The organism is Curvibacter sp. GW821-FHT01G03 (assembly GCF_059422285.1).
Genome location: NZ_JBWKWP010000004.1, coordinates 48757 through 63889, shown reverse-complemented (window position 1 = coordinate 63889; position 15133 = coordinate 48757). Strand labels below are relative to the sequence as shown.

General features: G+C 67.5%; 11 protein-coding genes. 9 read left to right on the top strand and 2 right to left on the bottom strand.

What is annotated here, in order from left to right:
- The first annotated feature begins 38 nt into the window (after window positions 1–38).
- The 8 genes from AC07VS_RS06265 (at window position 39) to AC07VS_RS06230 (ending at window position 8670) form a co-directional block, all read left to right on the top strand.
- Window positions 39–1094 (top strand): efflux RND transporter periplasmic adaptor subunit, encoded by a 1056-nt coding sequence (locus AC07VS_RS06265; protein ID WP_494750474.1) that lies wholly within the window; start codon window positions 39–41, stop codon window positions 1092–1094.
- 1 nt (window position 1095) lies between these two features.
- Window positions 1096–4362, top strand: coding sequence for an efflux RND transporter permease subunit (locus AC07VS_RS06260; RefSeq protein WP_494750473.1), 3267 nt, complete (start codon window positions 1096–1098; stop codon window positions 4360–4362).
- A gap of 41 nt (window positions 4363–4403) precedes the next feature.
- The gene (locus tag AC07VS_RS06255) at window positions 4404–4613 is read left to right on the top strand and encodes a YgaP family membrane protein (RefSeq protein WP_019577041.1); all 210 of its coding nucleotides are present in this window, start codon (window positions 4404–4406) and stop codon (window positions 4611–4613) included.
- A gap of 3 nt (window positions 4614–4616) precedes the next feature.
- Window positions 4617–5999 (top strand): TolC family outer membrane protein, encoded by a 1383-nt coding sequence (locus AC07VS_RS06250; protein ID WP_494750472.1) that lies wholly within the window; start codon window positions 4617–4619, stop codon window positions 5997–5999.
- Between the two features lie 14 nt (window positions 6000–6013).
- Window positions 6014–6346: a rhodanese-like domain-containing protein gene (locus AC07VS_RS06245; protein ID WP_492346520.1), complete on the top strand. Its 333-nt coding sequence runs from the start codon at window positions 6014–6016 to the stop codon at window positions 6344–6346.
- Window positions 6347–6374: 28 nt separating this feature from the next.
- Complete coding sequence (locus tag AC07VS_RS06240) at window positions 6375–6824, top strand: OsmC family protein (protein WP_494657403.1); 450 nt, start codon at window positions 6375–6377, stop codon at window positions 6822–6824.
- 31 nt (window positions 6825–6855) lie between these two features.
- Window positions 6856–7236 (top strand): rhodanese-like domain-containing protein, encoded by a 381-nt coding sequence (locus AC07VS_RS06235; protein WP_494657404.1) that lies wholly within the window; start codon window positions 6856–6858, stop codon window positions 7234–7236.
- Window positions 7237–7398: 162 nt separating this feature from the next.
- The gene (locus tag AC07VS_RS06230; protein ID WP_494750471.1) at window positions 7399–8670 is read left to right on the top strand and encodes an NAD(P)/FAD-dependent oxidoreductase; all 1272 of its coding nucleotides are present in this window, start codon (window positions 7399–7401) and stop codon (window positions 8668–8670) included.
- Here the strand turns inward: AC07VS_RS06230 and AC07VS_RS06225 are convergent, their stop codons facing one another.
- Window positions 8671–10134: an aminotransferase-like domain-containing protein gene (locus tag AC07VS_RS06225; protein ID WP_494750470.1), complete on the bottom strand. Its 1464-nt coding sequence runs from the start codon at window positions 10132–10134 to the stop codon at window positions 8671–8673.
- Between the two features lie 81 nt (window positions 10135–10215).
- On the opposite strand from AC07VS_RS06225, the gene ccoG reads away from it, so the two are divergent.
- Window positions 10216–11688, top strand: a complete 1473-nt coding sequence (gene ccoG / locus AC07VS_RS06220; RefSeq protein WP_494750469.1) for a cytochrome c oxidase accessory protein CcoG — start codon at window positions 10216–10218, stop codon at window positions 11686–11688.
- 93 nt (window positions 11689–11781) lie between these two features.
- Here the strand turns inward: ccoG and AC07VS_RS06215 are convergent, their stop codons facing one another.
- A complete protein-coding gene (locus AC07VS_RS06215; protein ID WP_494750468.1) occupies window positions 11782–15099 on the bottom strand; it encodes a diguanylate cyclase in 3318 nt (1105 codons plus the stop codon).
- Window positions 15100–15133: the final 34 nt, after the last annotated feature.

Here is a 15133-nt window from a genome sequence, read left to right as displayed (position 1 = left end):
CGCATCGCCATGCCTCTCTTCGTCGAAAGCCTTTGTCCATGAAACTCCGACCCCTTGCCACTTTGGCGCTCTCTCTGGGCCTGCTTGCCACCCTTCCGCTGGGGGCGGCTGAGCGGGTGGCACTGCGGTCGGTGCCGGTCGCGGTGGTGAAGGGCGCGGCCCAGGCCACGGCCCTCGATGCGGTGGTGGAGGCTGGGCGCCAGACCGTGATTGCCGCCCAGGTCCAGGGGGCCATCGTGGCTTTGCCGGTGAAGGCGGGTGACACCGTCAAGACCGGTCAGTTGCTGATGCGCCTGGACGCACGGGGCGCCCAATCGGGGGTGGACGTGAGCCAGGCCCAGTTGGAAGCGGCCAAGGCCCTGGCCGCCCAGGCCCTGCGTGAACACCAGCGGCAGAAAGCCTTGTTCGAGCAGCAATACGTCAGCCAGGCCGCCCTGGAGCGCAGCCAGGCCGCCCTGCAGGCGGCCGAGGCCCAGGTGCGTGCCACCTCTGCACAGACTGCGGCCGCGCACACCCAGTCGGGTTACTACAGCGTGAGCGCACCCTATGCGGGCGTGATCAGCGAGCTCCCCCTGTCCCTGGGCGACCTGGCCTCGCCCGGTCGGCCTTTGCTCACCCTGTTCGATCCGGCCTCACTGCGCATCAGCGTGCAGGTGCCCGAGTCGCTCGCCTCCGGCCTGACCGCTTCCAGTGCTTTGCAGGGGCAGATCAGGGTGCTGGTGGACGGCGTGCCGGCGTTTGTGGCGCCGCAGTGGCAGTGGTTGCCCGCAGTCGACCCGATCAGTCATACCCGCACGCTGCGCCTGACCCTGCCTGCCGACCGGTCTGGCGCGCTGGCCCCGGGCCGCTTTGCCCGCGTCTGGCTGCCAGCTGCAGGGGCCGGTGCGGCACCTGCCAGGCTGTATGTGCCGCAAACGGCCGTGCTGCGGCGAGCAGAGTTGCAGGCGGTGTATGTCCTCGAGGCGCAGGGTCGCCCGGTGCTGCGTCAGGTGCGCCTGGGCGAAGCCCGCGGCGATCAGGTGGAAGTGTTGTCAGGCCTGCGCGAGGGCGAATCCGTGGCCCTCGATCCCCAGGCTGCGGCCCAGGTGCGCTGACATGAACCACCCCAAGCATGACGCCCCCCGCCTGGGTCTGGCGGGCCGCACCGCAGCGTTGTTCCAGAGCGCCCAGATCACCCCCCTTCTGGCCCTGGTGGCCTTGCTGCTGGGCCTGTTCGCCGTGCTGGTCACCCCGCGCGAGGAAGAACCCCAGATCAATGTCACCATGGCCAACGTGCTGATTCCCTTCCCGGGGGCCAGCGTGGCCGATGTCGAGCAGATGGTGGCCACGCCGGCTGAGCAGGTGCTGGCGCAGATGGCCGGCACCGAGCACGTCACCTCGGTGTCGCGCCCCGGCCTGGCCGTGGTCACCGTTCAATTCAAGGTGGGCGTGTCGCGCACCGAGGCGCTGGTGCGCCTGCACGACACCGTGCGCAGCCACAACGACTGGCTGCCGCCCGGATTGGGCGTGCTCGAACCCCTGATCAAACCCAAAGGCATCGACGATGTGCCCATCGTGAGCCTGACCCTGTACAGCCCCGATCCTGCCATCGGTGCCTACGACCTGGAGCGTGTCGCCCACAGCCTGGAGCTGGAACTCAAGCGCGTGCCTGGCACCCGCGAAGTGCGCAGCCTGGGGGGGCCGGGTCATGCCGTGCAGGTGCAATTGGACGTGGCGCGCATGGCCGCCCTGGGCATCACCCTGGACGACCTGCGCCGGGCCCTTCAAGGGGCCAACCAGGGCGCTCCTCTGGGTGATCTGCTGCAGGCCAACCAAGCGCTGGCGATCGAAGCCGGCCCTTACCTGGGCAGTGCCCGTGAAGTGGCCGATCTGGTGGTGGCGGTGCGAGAAGGCCGGCCTGTGTTCCTGCGCGATGTGGCTGAGGTGCGCGATGGCGCCCCGGCGGCCACAAGCCTGGTGTGGCATGGCTTGGGCGCAGGGCAGGGCACTGACGCCAAGGCGGTCGGCAGCGAATACCCTGCTGTCACGCTGGCCATCACCAAGAAGCCTGGCGAAAACGCCATCGACGTGGCCAACGGCGTCATGGCCCGCGTGGCCCAGCTGCGCAACACCCTCATCCCCGAGGCCGTGCAGGTGGCTGAAACCCGCAACTACGGCGCCACCGCCAACGACAAGGCACAAAAGCTGATCCAGAAGCTGCTGTTCGCCACCGCCTCGGTGGTGGCCCTGGTGTTCGTCGCGCTGGGCCGGCGCGAGGCGGCCATCGTCGGCAGCGCCGTGATCCTCACCCTCACCGTCACCCTGTTCGCTTCCTGGGCCTGGGGCTTCACCCTCAACCGGGTGTCGCTGTTCGCGCTGATCTTCTCCATCGGCATCCTGGTCGATGACGCCATCGTGGTGGTCGAGAACATCCACCGCCACCAACTGCTGCACCCCGGCAAGACCCTGGCCGAACTCATTCCTGGCGCGGTGGATGAAGTGGGGGGCCCCACCATCCTGGCCACTTTCACCGTGATCGCCGCGCTGCTGCCCATGGCCTTTGTCAGCGGCCTGATGGGCCCCTACATGAGCCCCATCCCCATCAATGCCAGCATGGGCATGCTGCTGTCGCTGCTGATCGCCTTCATCGTCACGCCGTGGTTGTCGCGCCTGTGGATGAAGCCCCATGCCTCAAGCACCGGGGCGGCCAGCGCACAGGGTTCCGCCACCGGCCTCGCATCGCGCCTGGAGCAGGGCTTTCATCGCGTCTTCACCCCTTTGCTCGACGAGCAGCGGGGCGCCCGCAACCGCCACCTGCTGGGCTTGGCGGTGGCCGGCCTGATCGCCGTGTCGGTGGCCTTGCCGGTCGCGGGCCTGGTGGTGCTCAAGATGCTGCCCTTTGACAACAAGTCCGAGTTCCAGGTCGTGGTCGACCTGCCCGCTGGCACGCCAGTTGAGCAGACGGCGGCCGTGTTGCATGAGCTGGGGGTCTTTCTGGCCCAGCAACCCGAGGTCACCGACTACCAGGCCTATGCCGGCACGGCGGCCCCGATCAACTTCAATGGCCTGGTGCGCCAGTACGACCTGCGCGCCAGCAGCGAGCTGGGCGATCTGCAGGTCAACCTGGTCGACAAGCACCACCGCAGCGAGCAAAGCCATGCGATTGCCAGCCGCCTGCGTCCGGCGCTGCAGCAGATCGGCCAACGCTTCGGTGCCAACGTCAAGGTGGTTGAAGTGCCCCCGGGCCCCCCGGTGCTGGCTCCGCTGGTGGCCGAGATCTATGGCCCCACGGCTGAAGGCCGGCTCAGCCTGGCAAGGCAGGTGCGAGCCATCTTCAGCCAGACCGAATCGGTGGTCGATGTCGACGACTCTTCCATCGCCGCGGCCCCGCGCAAGCTGGTGCTGATCGACCGGCCAAAGGCCGCCGCCGCGGGCATCCCGCAGGCCGCCATCGTGGCCACCTTGCGCGCTGGCCTCAGTGGCGAAGCCGCCACCTACCTGCGCGATGCCAGCAAGTACCCCACGCCGGTGCTGCTGCGCCTGCCCCCAGAGCGTCAGGGCGATCTTGAGGCCCTGCTGCAGCTGCAGGTGCGCGGCCCTTCGGGCCGGGCGGTGGCCATCCGCGAGCTGGTCCGCCTGAGCGACAGCCAGCGTGAGCAGCCGGTCTATCACAAGGATCTGCAGCCCGTGAACTTCGTCACCGGTGACATGGCCGGCCGCATCGACAGCCCCTTGTATGGTCTGTTCAAGATGCGCCGTTCCATCCAGGCCCTGGTGTCACCCGGCGGCGCTGCCTTGCAGGAGTACTTCATTCAGGCCCCAGCCGAGTCGCAGCGCGACTACGCCCTCAAATGGGATGGCGAGTGGCAGATCACCTACGAGACCTTCCGCGACATGGGTGCCGCCTATGGCGTGGGCCTGATCCTGATCTACCTGCTGGTGGTGGCCCAGTTTGGCTCCTACCTCACGCCCTTGATCATCATGGCGCCGATCCCGCTCACCATCATCGGCGTGATGCCCGGGCATGCCTTGCTGGGGGCCCAGTACACCGCCACCAGCATGATCGGCATGATCGCGCTGGCCGGCATCATCGTGCGCAACTCGATCTTGCTGGTCGATTTCATCCACCTGCAAGTGGGCGAGGGCGTGCCTTTCAAGCAAGCCATCGTCCACTCGGCCGTCACCCGGGCCCAGCCCATTTTGTTGACCGGGCTGGCCGCGATGCTGGGTGCGTTTTTCATCCTCGATGACCCCATCTTCAACGGCCTGGCCATCTCGCTGATCTTCGGCATCGGCGTTTCCACGCTGCTGACCCTGGTGCTCATTCCCACGCTGTACTACGCGGCCTACCGGCGGCGTTTCGCAGCGCCTTCTTCGAGCTGAACCTCGACCTGACCTTCGACCTGAATCCAAGGAGCTTTCTCATGAAATCGTGGCAAATCGTGCGCCTGGTCGCCGGCACCTTCATCCTGCTGTCATTGGCCCTGGGGGTGCCTGGCAGCCCCTTGTTCCTCAGCACGTGGTGGCTGGCATTCACCGCCTTCGTGGGCCTCAACCTGCTGCAAAGCGCCATCACCCACTGGTGTCTGATGGAAAGCATCCTGCGCAAGCTGGGTGTGCCGGGCGGCTGCTGAGCCATGCGAACGGCCAAAACCCTGCTGGCGGCGGCGGCCCTGTTGGCCTCGCTGTCCACCCCGGCTGCCGATCTGCTGGAGGTCTGGCGCGCCGCCAGCCAGAACGATCCCGAAGCGGCCCGGGCGCTGGCCCAGGGCGGGCAGGCCGCGCCCCGGCGTGAGCAGGCACGGGCACTGTGGCGACCTGGGGTTGAAGTCACGGGTGGCGCCGGCCTGATGACGGCCAGTTCGGCCATGAACGGTGCGAGCTTTTCGGCCCCCGGCTTTGGCCAGTCCACCGGGGTCGCGTTCGGTACCTCGGTGAACGGTGGCCGGGCCAGTCAATGGACGCTGGGCCTGCGCCAACCCCTGATCAACGGCGAGCGCGCTGCCCGCAGCACCCAGTTGGAGCAGGCCGCCGAGGCCGCCGAACTGGAGGCCCGCCTCACGCGTCAGGACCTGATGCTCCACACCAGCCAGCGCTACTTCGACGCCGTGCTGGCGGCCCGGCGCCTGAGCCTGTTGCAAAAGCAGCAGCAGGCCGTGCAGCGCATGCTGACCGAGGCCCAAGACCGCTTCCGCCTGGGCGATGCCCCGGTCACCGACATCCACGAGGCCGAGGCCCGGGCCCAAGGCCTGCAGGCCCAGGCCCTGGAGGCCGACAACGCCTTGCAGGTGGCGCTGGCCGCGCTGCGTGAGTCCAGCGGGCTTCCTGGCCTGCAACTGCCCCTGGCCCAGCCCTCGGCGGCCGACCTCCCGGCGCCGCCGGCAGCGCTGGAGCAGGTCCGCGATCAGGCCTTGGCCGGCCACCCGGGCCTGGCTTTGCTGCAGGCCCGCGTGGCCGTGGCCGAGGCCGAGGTGCGCAGCCTTGACGCAAGCGCCTCGGCCTCGCTGGACCTCGTGGCCCAGGCCACGCGTCAGCACCTGACGGGGTCGGGTGACTATGGCCAGGCCAGCAACGATGCCCGCCAGCAGATGATCGGCCTGCAGCTGCGGGTGCCCCTGTACACCGGTGGCTGGCGTGATGCCCGCCAGCAAGAGGCCTTGCGCGGCGTGGAGCAGGCCCGCGCGGAGCTGGATCAGGCCCGCCTGCAGATCAGCCAGCAAAGCCGCTCGGCCTGGTTGACCTTGAGCACCGCGCCCGGGCGCGTGGCCGCCTTGCAGGCCAGCCTCAAGGCCGCCAATGCCCGCCTGGCGGCCACACGGCTGGGGCGCAGCGTGGGCGACCGCACCACGTTGGATCTGCTGAATGCCGAAAATGACCACATGGCGGCCGAGTTGGGCCTGATGCAAGGGCGCATCGAAGTGTTGCAGCAGAGCCTGGCGCTGGACGCCCTGCTGGGCCGCCTCGATGAGGGCAGCCTCGCCCGATTGAACGCCCGGCTGGCCCTCAACCCTGATCTTTGACGGAGTGTCTTGCCATGAACTGGTTTTCGAAAATACTCGGCGGCGGAGACCGTGCGGCCGCTGAACCCTGGCCCGAAGAGGCCCTGATCGTCGATGTGCGCAGCCCTGGCGAATTCCAGTCGGGCCATGTCGAGGGGGCCCTGAACCTGCCCCTCAATGAACTGCCTCGGCTGGCAGGCTCACAGTTGCCCGACAAGGGCCGGCCTCTGGTGCTTTACTGCCAATCGGGCATGCGCTCGGAAAGCGCCCGCCAGTACCTGCAAAGCTGCGGGTACACCGGGCTCTTCAATGGGCGCAGCCCCGGTGCTGTGGCCCTCAGGCTGCAAAGGCCCATCGTTCGCAACTGAATCCCCCGTCCATTTTTTGCGAGTGCCCATGTCTGAAAACACCTTGACCACCGTCGAACTGCGGCAGCAAAGCGATTACCAGTTCCAGATCCATTTCGGGCCTGCCCTACCGCCGCTGCTGGGCGACGAACCTCCGCCCCTGGGGCAGGGCGCCGGCCCCACGCCGGCGCAGTTGCTGGCGGCGGCCGTCGGCAATTGCCTGAGCGATTCGCTGCTGTTTGCCTTGCGCAAGTTCAAGCAGGCGCCTGAGCCCATCCAAAGCCGTGTGCAGGCCGAAATCGGCCGCTCACCTGATGGCCGCCTGCGCGTGCTGCGCATGCAGGCCACCTTGCAGCTCGGCGTCCCTCGGTCACAGCTTCAGCACCTCGATCGGGTGCTGGACCAGTTCGAATCCTTCTGCACCGTCACGCAAAGCGTGCGGGCCGCCATTCCCATCACGGTGGAGGTGCTGGACGCCGATGGCCAGCGCCTCAAGTGATCCCTGCCTGCTTTTCTCAACGGAGCTTCCCATGAAAACCCCTCTGGATCTGGTCCAGGCCGCCAAGGCCCGCATCACCGAAATCAGCGTCGACACGGCCGATCAGGCCCTGCGTGACGCTGACGTGTTGATCGACGTGCGCGAAGCCGACGAGTTTGCCGCCGGCCACATTCCGGGTGCCGTGCATTTTTCGCGTGGCATGCTGGAGTTCAAGCTGGCCGCCGACCCTTCGCTGCAGCGCCGCGACCTGCAGATCGTGCTGTATTGCAAGACCAGCGGGCGTGCCGCACTGGCGGCCGCCTCGCTGCTGGACATGGGCTATGTCCATGTCAAGTCGATTGCCGGTGGCTTTGACGCCTGGGCCGCGGCCGGCAAGCCGGTCAACAAGCCGGCGTCACCTGCATTCGGCTGACCCTTGAACTGAAGGCACCCGTGGGTGCCTTTTTGCTGTCTTTTATTTAATTGATCAAGCAAATGGCTACGTAAGCAATCAGTCGTCATCAGGGATCAGCAGCCACAGAGCTGCAGCCCAGTCCGTGCACAGGCCTGTGCAAGCAACCTCAGGAGACAAACCATGGCCCATATCGTGATTCTTGGCGCAGGGACCGGCGGCATGCCGGCGGCCTATGAGCTGCGCGAAAAACTTCCATCCGAACACCGCATCACGGTGATCAATGCGCTGGACTATTTCCAGTTCGTGCCCTCCAACCCCTGGGTGGCGGTGGGCTGGCGTGAGCGCGCAGCCATCACCTTTCCGATTCGGCCCTACCTCGAAAAAAAGGGCATCGATTTCGTGGCCCAGCAGGTCACCCGCATCGATGCCGAGGGCAACAGCCTGACCCTGGCCGATGGCGCCAGCCTGGCCTATGACTACCTGGTCATCACCACGGGGCCGAAGCTCTCCTTCGACGAGGTACCCGGCTCCGGCCCGGAGGGCCATACCCGCTCCATCTGCAGCGTCGATCACGCCGAGCAGACCTGGGGGGACTATCAGCGCTTTCTCGAAGCCCCTGGGCCGGTGGTGGTCGGTGCCATGCCGGGTGCGTCCTGCTTCGGACCGGCTTACGAGTTTGCGTTCATCTTGAACCGGGACCTGCGCAAGCGTCGCCTGCGCCACAAGGTGCCCATGACCTATGTCACCAGCGAGCCCTACATCGGCCACCTGGGGCTGGGCGGGGTGGGCGATTCCAAATCGATGCTTGAAAGCGAGCTGCGCAACAACGACATCAAATGGATCACCAATGCCAAGGTCACCCGGGTCGACGCCAGGCGCATGTTTGTCACTGAGCTTGACGATGCGGGGCAGGTCAAGAAAGAGCACGAATTGCCTTTTGCCTTCAGCATGATGCTGCCGGCCTTCAAAGGTGTTGAGGCGGTGGCCGCCGTCGAAGGCCTGTGCAATCCGCGCGGCTTCGTCCTGATTGACGAACACCAGCGCAGCAAACGCTACCGCAATATTTTCTCGGCCGGCGTGTGCGTGGCCATTCCTCCTGTCGAAGTCACGCCGGTCCCCACGGGCGCGCCCAAGACCGGCTACATGATCGAGACCATGGTGACCGCCATCGTGCACAACATCGCCGCTGAGCTGGCTGGCCAGCCTGCCCAGGCCAAAGGCAGCTGGAACGCCATCTGCCTGGCCGACATGGGCGATACCGGGGCCGCATTCGTCGCTCTGCCGCAGATTCCGCCGCGCAACGTCAACTGGTTCAAGAAGGGCAAGTGGGTGCACCTGGCCAAGATCGCGTTCGAGAAATATTTTCTGTACAAAATGAAAACCGGCAGCTCCGAGCCGGTGTACGAGAAGTACATGCTCAAGGCCCTGGGCATCGAGCGGCTGGGGCCCTGATCAGCCCGCCGGCGATGCCGCACCTGCAGCCCCGGGGAGGGCGCGGCACAGCCCCGTGGCCAGGTGCCCCAGGGTGCGCAGTGCGCCGTCAAAGCGCGCGTCTCCGGGGTGGCCGATGTTCAGACGCAGGTGGTGGCTGAAACGGCGGTCGGCCGAGAACAGCACGCCGGGCGCGCAACTGATGCCCTGCAGGCGGGCCAGCTCGTGCAGACGCAGGGCATCGACCTGAGGCGGCAACTCAAGCCAAAGAAAATAGCCGCCGGCCGGGCGTGTGACCCGCGTGCCCACTGGAAAGCTCTGGTCGATCAAGGCCAGGGCGTGGGCGTGCTGGGCCGCCAGCGCCGCGCGCAGGTGGCGCAGGTGGCGGTCGTAGCCGCCCTGCGCCAGGTACTCGGCCAGGGCACGCTGAGGTGGCAGCGAGGTGGCCAGCGAACTCATCATCTTCAGCCTTTGCACGGCGGCCCCGTGGCGGCCGGCAGCGGCCCAGCCCACCCGGTAACCGGGGGCCAGGCACTTCGAGAACGATGAGCAGTGCAGTACCAGCCCCTGGCGGTCGAAGGCCTTGGCGGGCAGCGGGCGCTGCACCCCGGTGTGCAGCTCACCGTACACATCGTCTTCGATCAGGGCGACGTGGTGCCGCGCCAGCAGGTCCACCAGGGCCTGCTTGCGATCCGTCGGCATCAGGGCCCCCAGCGGGTTCTGGAAATTGGGCATGAACCAGCAGGCCGCCACTTTCTGGCGCTGCAGCAGTTCCTCCAGTGCGGTCAGGTCCACGCCGTGTTGCGGGTCGGTCGCCACTTCGACCGCGCGCAGGTTCAGCCGCTCCAGCGCCTGCAGGGCCGCATAGAACGTGGGCGACTCCACCACCACCACGTCGCCGGGCTGCGTCACGGCCTGCAGGCACAGGTTCAAGGCCTCCATGGCACCGTTGGTGATGACCAGCTCGTCTTCGGCCAGCGCAATGCCCTGCAAGGTGTAGCGCCGCAGCAGGGCCTGGCGCAGCCCCTCATCGCCCGCGGTCAGGGCGTTGGTGATCTGCACCGGTTTGACCCGGCGCATCGCCCGCGCGCCGCAGCGCGCCAGGCTGTCAAAAGGAAACAGGTGGGGCGCTGGAAAGGCAGAGCCCAGGGGCACCACCTCGGCGTCGCGCGTGCTGCCCAGCAGGGCAAACGCGAGTTCGCTCACGGCCACCGGCTGTGCTTCGGCCTGGGGTGCTGCCGTCAGGGGCATGGCACGGGCCGCCCGGGCCTGGGCCCGCACGAAAAAGCCCGAGCGTGGGCGGGTCTCGACCAGGCCCCGCGACTCCAGCAGCGCGTAGGCCTGGAACACGGTGGACGGGCTCACGCCGCGGCGCCGGCAGGTTTCGCGCACTGAGGGCAGTCGCTCGCCCGCGCGCAGCACACCGCTGCGAATGCCTTCGGTCAACGCTTCGGCCAGTTGTTCGTAGCGGTGCAACTCGCGCATGGGGCATTCCAATCTGATCTTGTTGAATTTCAATAAATCTGCATCTTAAGGATCAGATGAAGACGTTACACGATCAGGGGCATGTCTGATCTGTCTCATCTGCCTGCTCATACCCTGCACCTGGCCCGTTCTGCCGGCCCCGGCTTGCCCCCCGAAATCCCCGGTCTGGCCGACGGCCTGCGCATCCAGGCGCGCTCGGTTCAGGGGGCCTTCACGCGCTGGCGCTGGGCCTTTGTGTGGGCCACCCAACTGTTGTTCTACGGCTTGCCCTGGGTGCTCTGGGAGGGACAGCCCGCGGTCTGGTTCGATCTGGACGGTCGCCGTTTCCACCTGCTGGGGGCGGTGCTGTTTCCGCAAGATCTGATCTACCTCACCGGCTTGCTGGTGTTCAGTGCCTTGTTGCTGTTCCTGGCCACCACCCTGGCCGGGCGGGTGTGGTGTGGTTTCAGCTGTCCGCAAACCGTGTACACCGAGATCTTCCAATGGGTTGAGCACCACACCGAGGGCGACCGCCAGGCCCGCCTGAGGCTGGATGGTGCCGCCTGGGGCCCGAGCAAGCTGCTGCGGCGTGGCGGCAAGCACGGTGTCTGGGCGCTGATCGGCCTGTGGACGGGCATCACCCTGGTGGGGTATTTCACGCCCATCCGGAGCCTGTTGCCTGCGGTGGTCCAGGCCACGCTGGGCCCCTGGGAGGCCTTCTGGGTGCTGTTCTATGGGGCCGCCACCTACCTGCATGCCGGCGTGCTGCGCGAGAAGGTGTGCCAGCACATGTGCCCCTACGGGCGCTTTCAGGCCGCCTTGATGGACCGCGACACCCTGATCGTGGCCTACGACCGCCCCCGTGGCGAACCGCGAGGCTCGCGCCCGCGCGGGACCGATGCCCGGGTGCTGAACCAGGGCGCCTGCGTCGATTGCACCCTGTGCGTGCAGGTCTGCCCGGTAGGCATCGACATCCGCCAGGGCCTGCAGGCCGCCTGCATCGCCTGCGGGGCCTGCATCGACGCCTGCAACCGCGTGATGGACCAGTTGAAGGCCCCGCGTGGCCTGATCCGCCTGAGCACGCCGCGCAGCCTGGAAGGCGATCGGGTCAGCCCACCGGGCGCCCCGCGGTGGCGGTCCCTGGCTCGCCCGCGGGTCTGGGTCTATGGCGGGCTGCTGAGTCTGGTGGGGGTGGCCCTGGTGTGGGGCTGGCTGCAGCGCCCGACCCTGCGCCTGAACGCCATGCGCGACCGCAGCGTGATGACGCGCCAGGTGGGGCAGGGCGAGGTGGAGAACCTGTACCGGCTGCAACTGATGAACGCCAGCGGCCAGCCCCAACGCGTGATGCTGCACGTCAGCGGGGCCCAGGGCTTGACCCTGCTCGATGCCGAGCCGGTGCTGCTGGCGCCTGCCGGTGCCCAGACCCAGTCGGTGCGGGTGCGCATGGCCTCAGCCCAGGCCTTGTCGCTGGCGGGCCAGATCGTGCCGATCCGCTTTGAGTTGCGGTCCGAGCCTGATCGCGGTGACGCGGGCCTGCGTGCCGACACGGCGTCCACCCTGGTGCTGCCGCGCTGACGGGCCTGAAGGGCCTGACCGGCATTCGAACACGGTGCCGCCGGACACCGTGCCGCGGGGCCCATGGCGTGCCTGGGCGGGCGCCCCCCGGGCTCAGTGTGGGGCCTCGAACGCCACCTGGTTGCGTCCCTGGTGCTTGGCCTGGTAGAGCGCGTTGTCGGCCAGGGCCAGCACGTGGGCCGAATCCTGGTGCAGCAGGGTCAGCCCGATGCTCACGGTCAGCCGCACCGGCACGGCCGAGCCCACGTCGACCGGGCTGTCGGCCACCGCGGCCCGCAGGCGCTCGGCAATGGCCAGACCCTGTTCGGCGGTGGTCTGGGGCAGCAGCACGCCGAACTCCTCGCCCCCAAGCCGGCCGGCCAGGTCACCTTCGCGCAACAGATGGTGCTGGAGCAAGCGCCCAAAGTGGACCAGCACCGCATCGCCCGCGGCATGGCCTCGGCTGTCGTTGATGAGCTTGAAATGGTCCAGGTCGAGCATCAGGAAGCAGCCCCCATCGCCTCCTTGGGTCACCGCGGCCACGGCCCGCTCCATCTGCTCGATGAAACTGCCGCGGTTGCTCAGCCCGGTCAGGGAGTCTGTGGCGGCGAGCCGGCGCAGATCCCGCTCCCGGCGCCGGTGCCGGGTGATGTCGTGAACAATCCACAGCCAGCCTTGTTCCGCGCCTTCATGGCCCAGGCGGATCTGCTCGATGCTCATCGTGCGGCCATCAGGCAACTCCAGTTCCTGCCCATTGAGCGAGCCTTCCAGTGTCTGCCGCAGCGGCCGGCTGCGCAGCACGCAGCGCCCGACGCGCCGACGAACATCCACCCGCGACAGGCCGATCAGTTCCTCAGGCGTGCAACCGTCGCCGATCAGTTCGCACAGTGCCGGGTTCACGGTCAGCACCGAACCGTCGGCGTCTTGCACCAGCACGCCGCCGGGGAAGTGTCGGATCACCTCCAGCAGGTGGGTGCGGGCCGCCCCCAGGGCCTGCTCGGCCTGGCGCTGCTCGGTGGTGTCCACCAGGGTCCAGATCAGCGCGCCATCGGGTTGCAGTGGGTTCAGCAAGGTGCCGCGGATCGAGAACCAGCGCAATCCACCGCCGGCCACGCGCAGCGGGCTGTCCACCTGCACCTCTTGGCCGGTGCGTACCGCGGGGTACTGCAGGCCGAAAGTGTCATATGAGGCTTCGTCGGGGTGGATGAAGCGGATATCGCGCCCCACCAAGGGCAAGCCACCGTCTGAGAAGGTGTCGACCGCCCGCTGGTTGCAAAGCTGGATCCGGCGATCTGGGCCCACGATGAACAGGATGGCCCCGGCGTTGTCAAGCAAGGCCTGGCGCAACTGGGCGTCGGCCATGCGCTGACTGATGTCGCTCAGGGTACCGATCACCAGGTTGGACGGTTGGCGCCCACCTTGTGCGACCCGGCCACGCAGCTCCACCCAGCGCCAGTTTCCGCCCGCGGTGCGCATGCGCAGCTCCAAGCCGAAGACCTCGCCCAGTGTCCTCTGATGCTGCAGCTGGGCGATCACGCGTTCGCGATCCTCCGGGTGCAGCTGGTCTGCCCAGGCATCGAACCGGATGCGGTGGCCCTGGGCCGGGTGGTCCAGGATCTCCATGCACCGTGCGTCAAGCTGGACGTGATTTTTCACGCTGTCCCAGCTCCACAGGCCATCGCGCACGGCAGCCACCGTCAGGCGCAGGCGTGCTTCGCTCCGGCGCAAGGCCTCCAGCACCTCATGGCGTTCGGTCATGTCTTGGCTGTACCCGTGCCAAAGGGTGCCGCCGTCGGCCTCGCGCTCGGGGTTGGCGCTGCCGGCCATCCAGCGGATGCCGCCGTTTTCCAGCAGCAGCCGGTACTCGGCGTGCCAGGGGGTCAGATCGCGTGCCGACTGGGTAATCCCCTGAATCAGGGCTTCCTGGTCCGCTGGGTGGACCCGTTTGAGCACGGGCCTGGCATCATGCCGCACCGCCTCGGCGGTGACGCCAAACAGTCGTTCGATGCCTGGGCTCGCATAGGGGATGCTGGCCCGTTGCTGCCCATCCACCCGGTACTGGTACACCACCCCAGGCACCTGGGCCACCAGTTTGCTGAGGCGCTTTTGGAGTTCATTGCGCGCTGCTTCGGTCTGGCGCTGGGCCGTGATGTCCTGCAGCGTGCCGTGCAGCTTCGATGGACGTCCGGCGGCATCGCGTTGGGTGCATCGGCCCTGCCAGTGGATCCAGCAGGCCATGCCATGCCGGCCCCACATCCGGATCACGTGTTCGAACCGTTCGCTACCGCCGCTGAGGTGGCCCTCCAGGGCGGCCCGAAAGCGGCTCGACTCGAGTGCATCGGCCTGGCGCGACAGGCCCTCCAGGCTGGGTTCAAGTTCACCGGGTTCCAGGCCCAGGGTGTCAGCCAGGCGGGTGTCCAGGCTCAGCACACCGGTCTTCACGTCCAGTGCCCAGGCCCCCAGGGCGCCCCCTTCCAGAGCCAGCTCATAGCGCTGATGTTGCAGCTGCAGCGCATGTTGCTCACGGTGGACCCGGGCAAACAAGAAGGCAATCCAAGCGGCACTGGCCAGCAGCAAGGCCGTGGCCAGGCCGTTGCGCAGACGGCTGTCGCGGATGTTGCGGTCCACCCCGGCCAGGGCGCTCTCACGTTCCAGCCCCACGCTTACCAGCACCGGATAGTCGCGCAGACGCTGCCAGGCATAGAAGCGCTCGACGTTGTCGATACCCGAGGTGATCTGGTATTCGCCATGGCTCAGCTCCGGGTGAGTCATGAAAGCGCGGTCCGCTGGCACGCTGCGCGTCATGCTCAGATCTTCCTGGCGCGAGCGGGCCAGGTAGGCCCCATCCCGATGGGCCAGCAGGGCCACATCGTTGCCGCCGGTCAGGGCCTCGCGCAGCTTGGCAGACAGGTAGCTGGGGGGCACGGACAACACCACCACGCCGTTGAATTTGCCCTGGCGCAGCACCGGGTAGGTGAACTGCAAGGTCCAACGCCCCGAAATGCGGCCCAGCACCGGATGGCTGATGAACAGCGCGGGTGGGGCGCCTCGGGTGTGGGCGCGGAAATGTGCGCGATCTGCGATCGAGACTGCCGGGCGGGGCATGCCCTGGCTCTGGGTGGAATACACCACCTGGCCGGTGGCGTCTGCCACAGCGATCTGCACCAGGCTGCCCTCAGGGAAGCTCTGCATGGCCGATTGCACGGCCCGCATGCGCCGGGTGTGGCCCGGGTCGGGTTCGCCCTCCAATTGGGCCAGTGTCCGGGCCAGGTAGTCCAGGCCGGCCACCTGCGTTCCTACCTGGGTGGCCATGGCGCGTGACAACTGCACGGCACGCAAACGGATCTGGGCCTGTGCGCTGTCCAGTTGCTCGGACTGGTCGTGCAACAACTGCACCCAATACAGGGCACAGGCGAGCAGCAGTACCAGCAAGGCAAACCATGTCCTGCCAAGCCCATGCTGGCGT

Coding starts and splice junctions, on each gene's coding strand:
- ccoG (WP_494750469.1), top strand. CDS start 10,216: ATGTCTGATCTGTCTCATCTGCCTGCTCATACCCTGCACCTGGCCCGT.
- AC07VS_RS06230 (WP_494750471.1), top strand. CDS start 7,399: ATGGCCCATATCGTGATTCTTGGCGCAGGGACCGGCGGCATGCCGGCG.
- AC07VS_RS06255 (WP_019577041.1), top strand. CDS start 4,404: ATGAAATCGTGGCAAATCGTGCGCCTGGTCGCCGGCACCTTCATCCTG.
- AC07VS_RS06260 (WP_494750473.1), top strand. CDS start 1,096: ATGAACCACCCCAAGCATGACGCCCCCCGCCTGGGTCTGGCGGGCCGC.
- AC07VS_RS06235 (WP_494657404.1), top strand. CDS start 6,856: ATGAAAACCCCTCTGGATCTGGTCCAGGCCGCCAAGGCCCGCATCACC.
- AC07VS_RS06250 (WP_494750472.1), top strand. CDS start 4,617: ATGCGAACGGCCAAAACCCTGCTGGCGGCGGCGGCCCTGTTGGCCTCG.
- AC07VS_RS06225 (WP_494750470.1), bottom strand. CDS start 10,134: ATGCGCGAGTTGCACCGCTACGAACAACTGGCCGAAGCGTTGACCGAA.
- AC07VS_RS06245 (WP_492346520.1), top strand. CDS start 6,014: ATGAACTGGTTTTCGAAAATACTCGGCGGCGGAGACCGTGCGGCCGCT.
- AC07VS_RS06265 (WP_494750474.1), top strand. CDS start 39: ATGAAACTCCGACCCCTTGCCACTTTGGCGCTCTCTCTGGGCCTGCTT.
- AC07VS_RS06240 (WP_494657403.1), top strand. CDS start 6,375: ATGTCTGAAAACACCTTGACCACCGTCGAACTGCGGCAGCAAAGCGAT.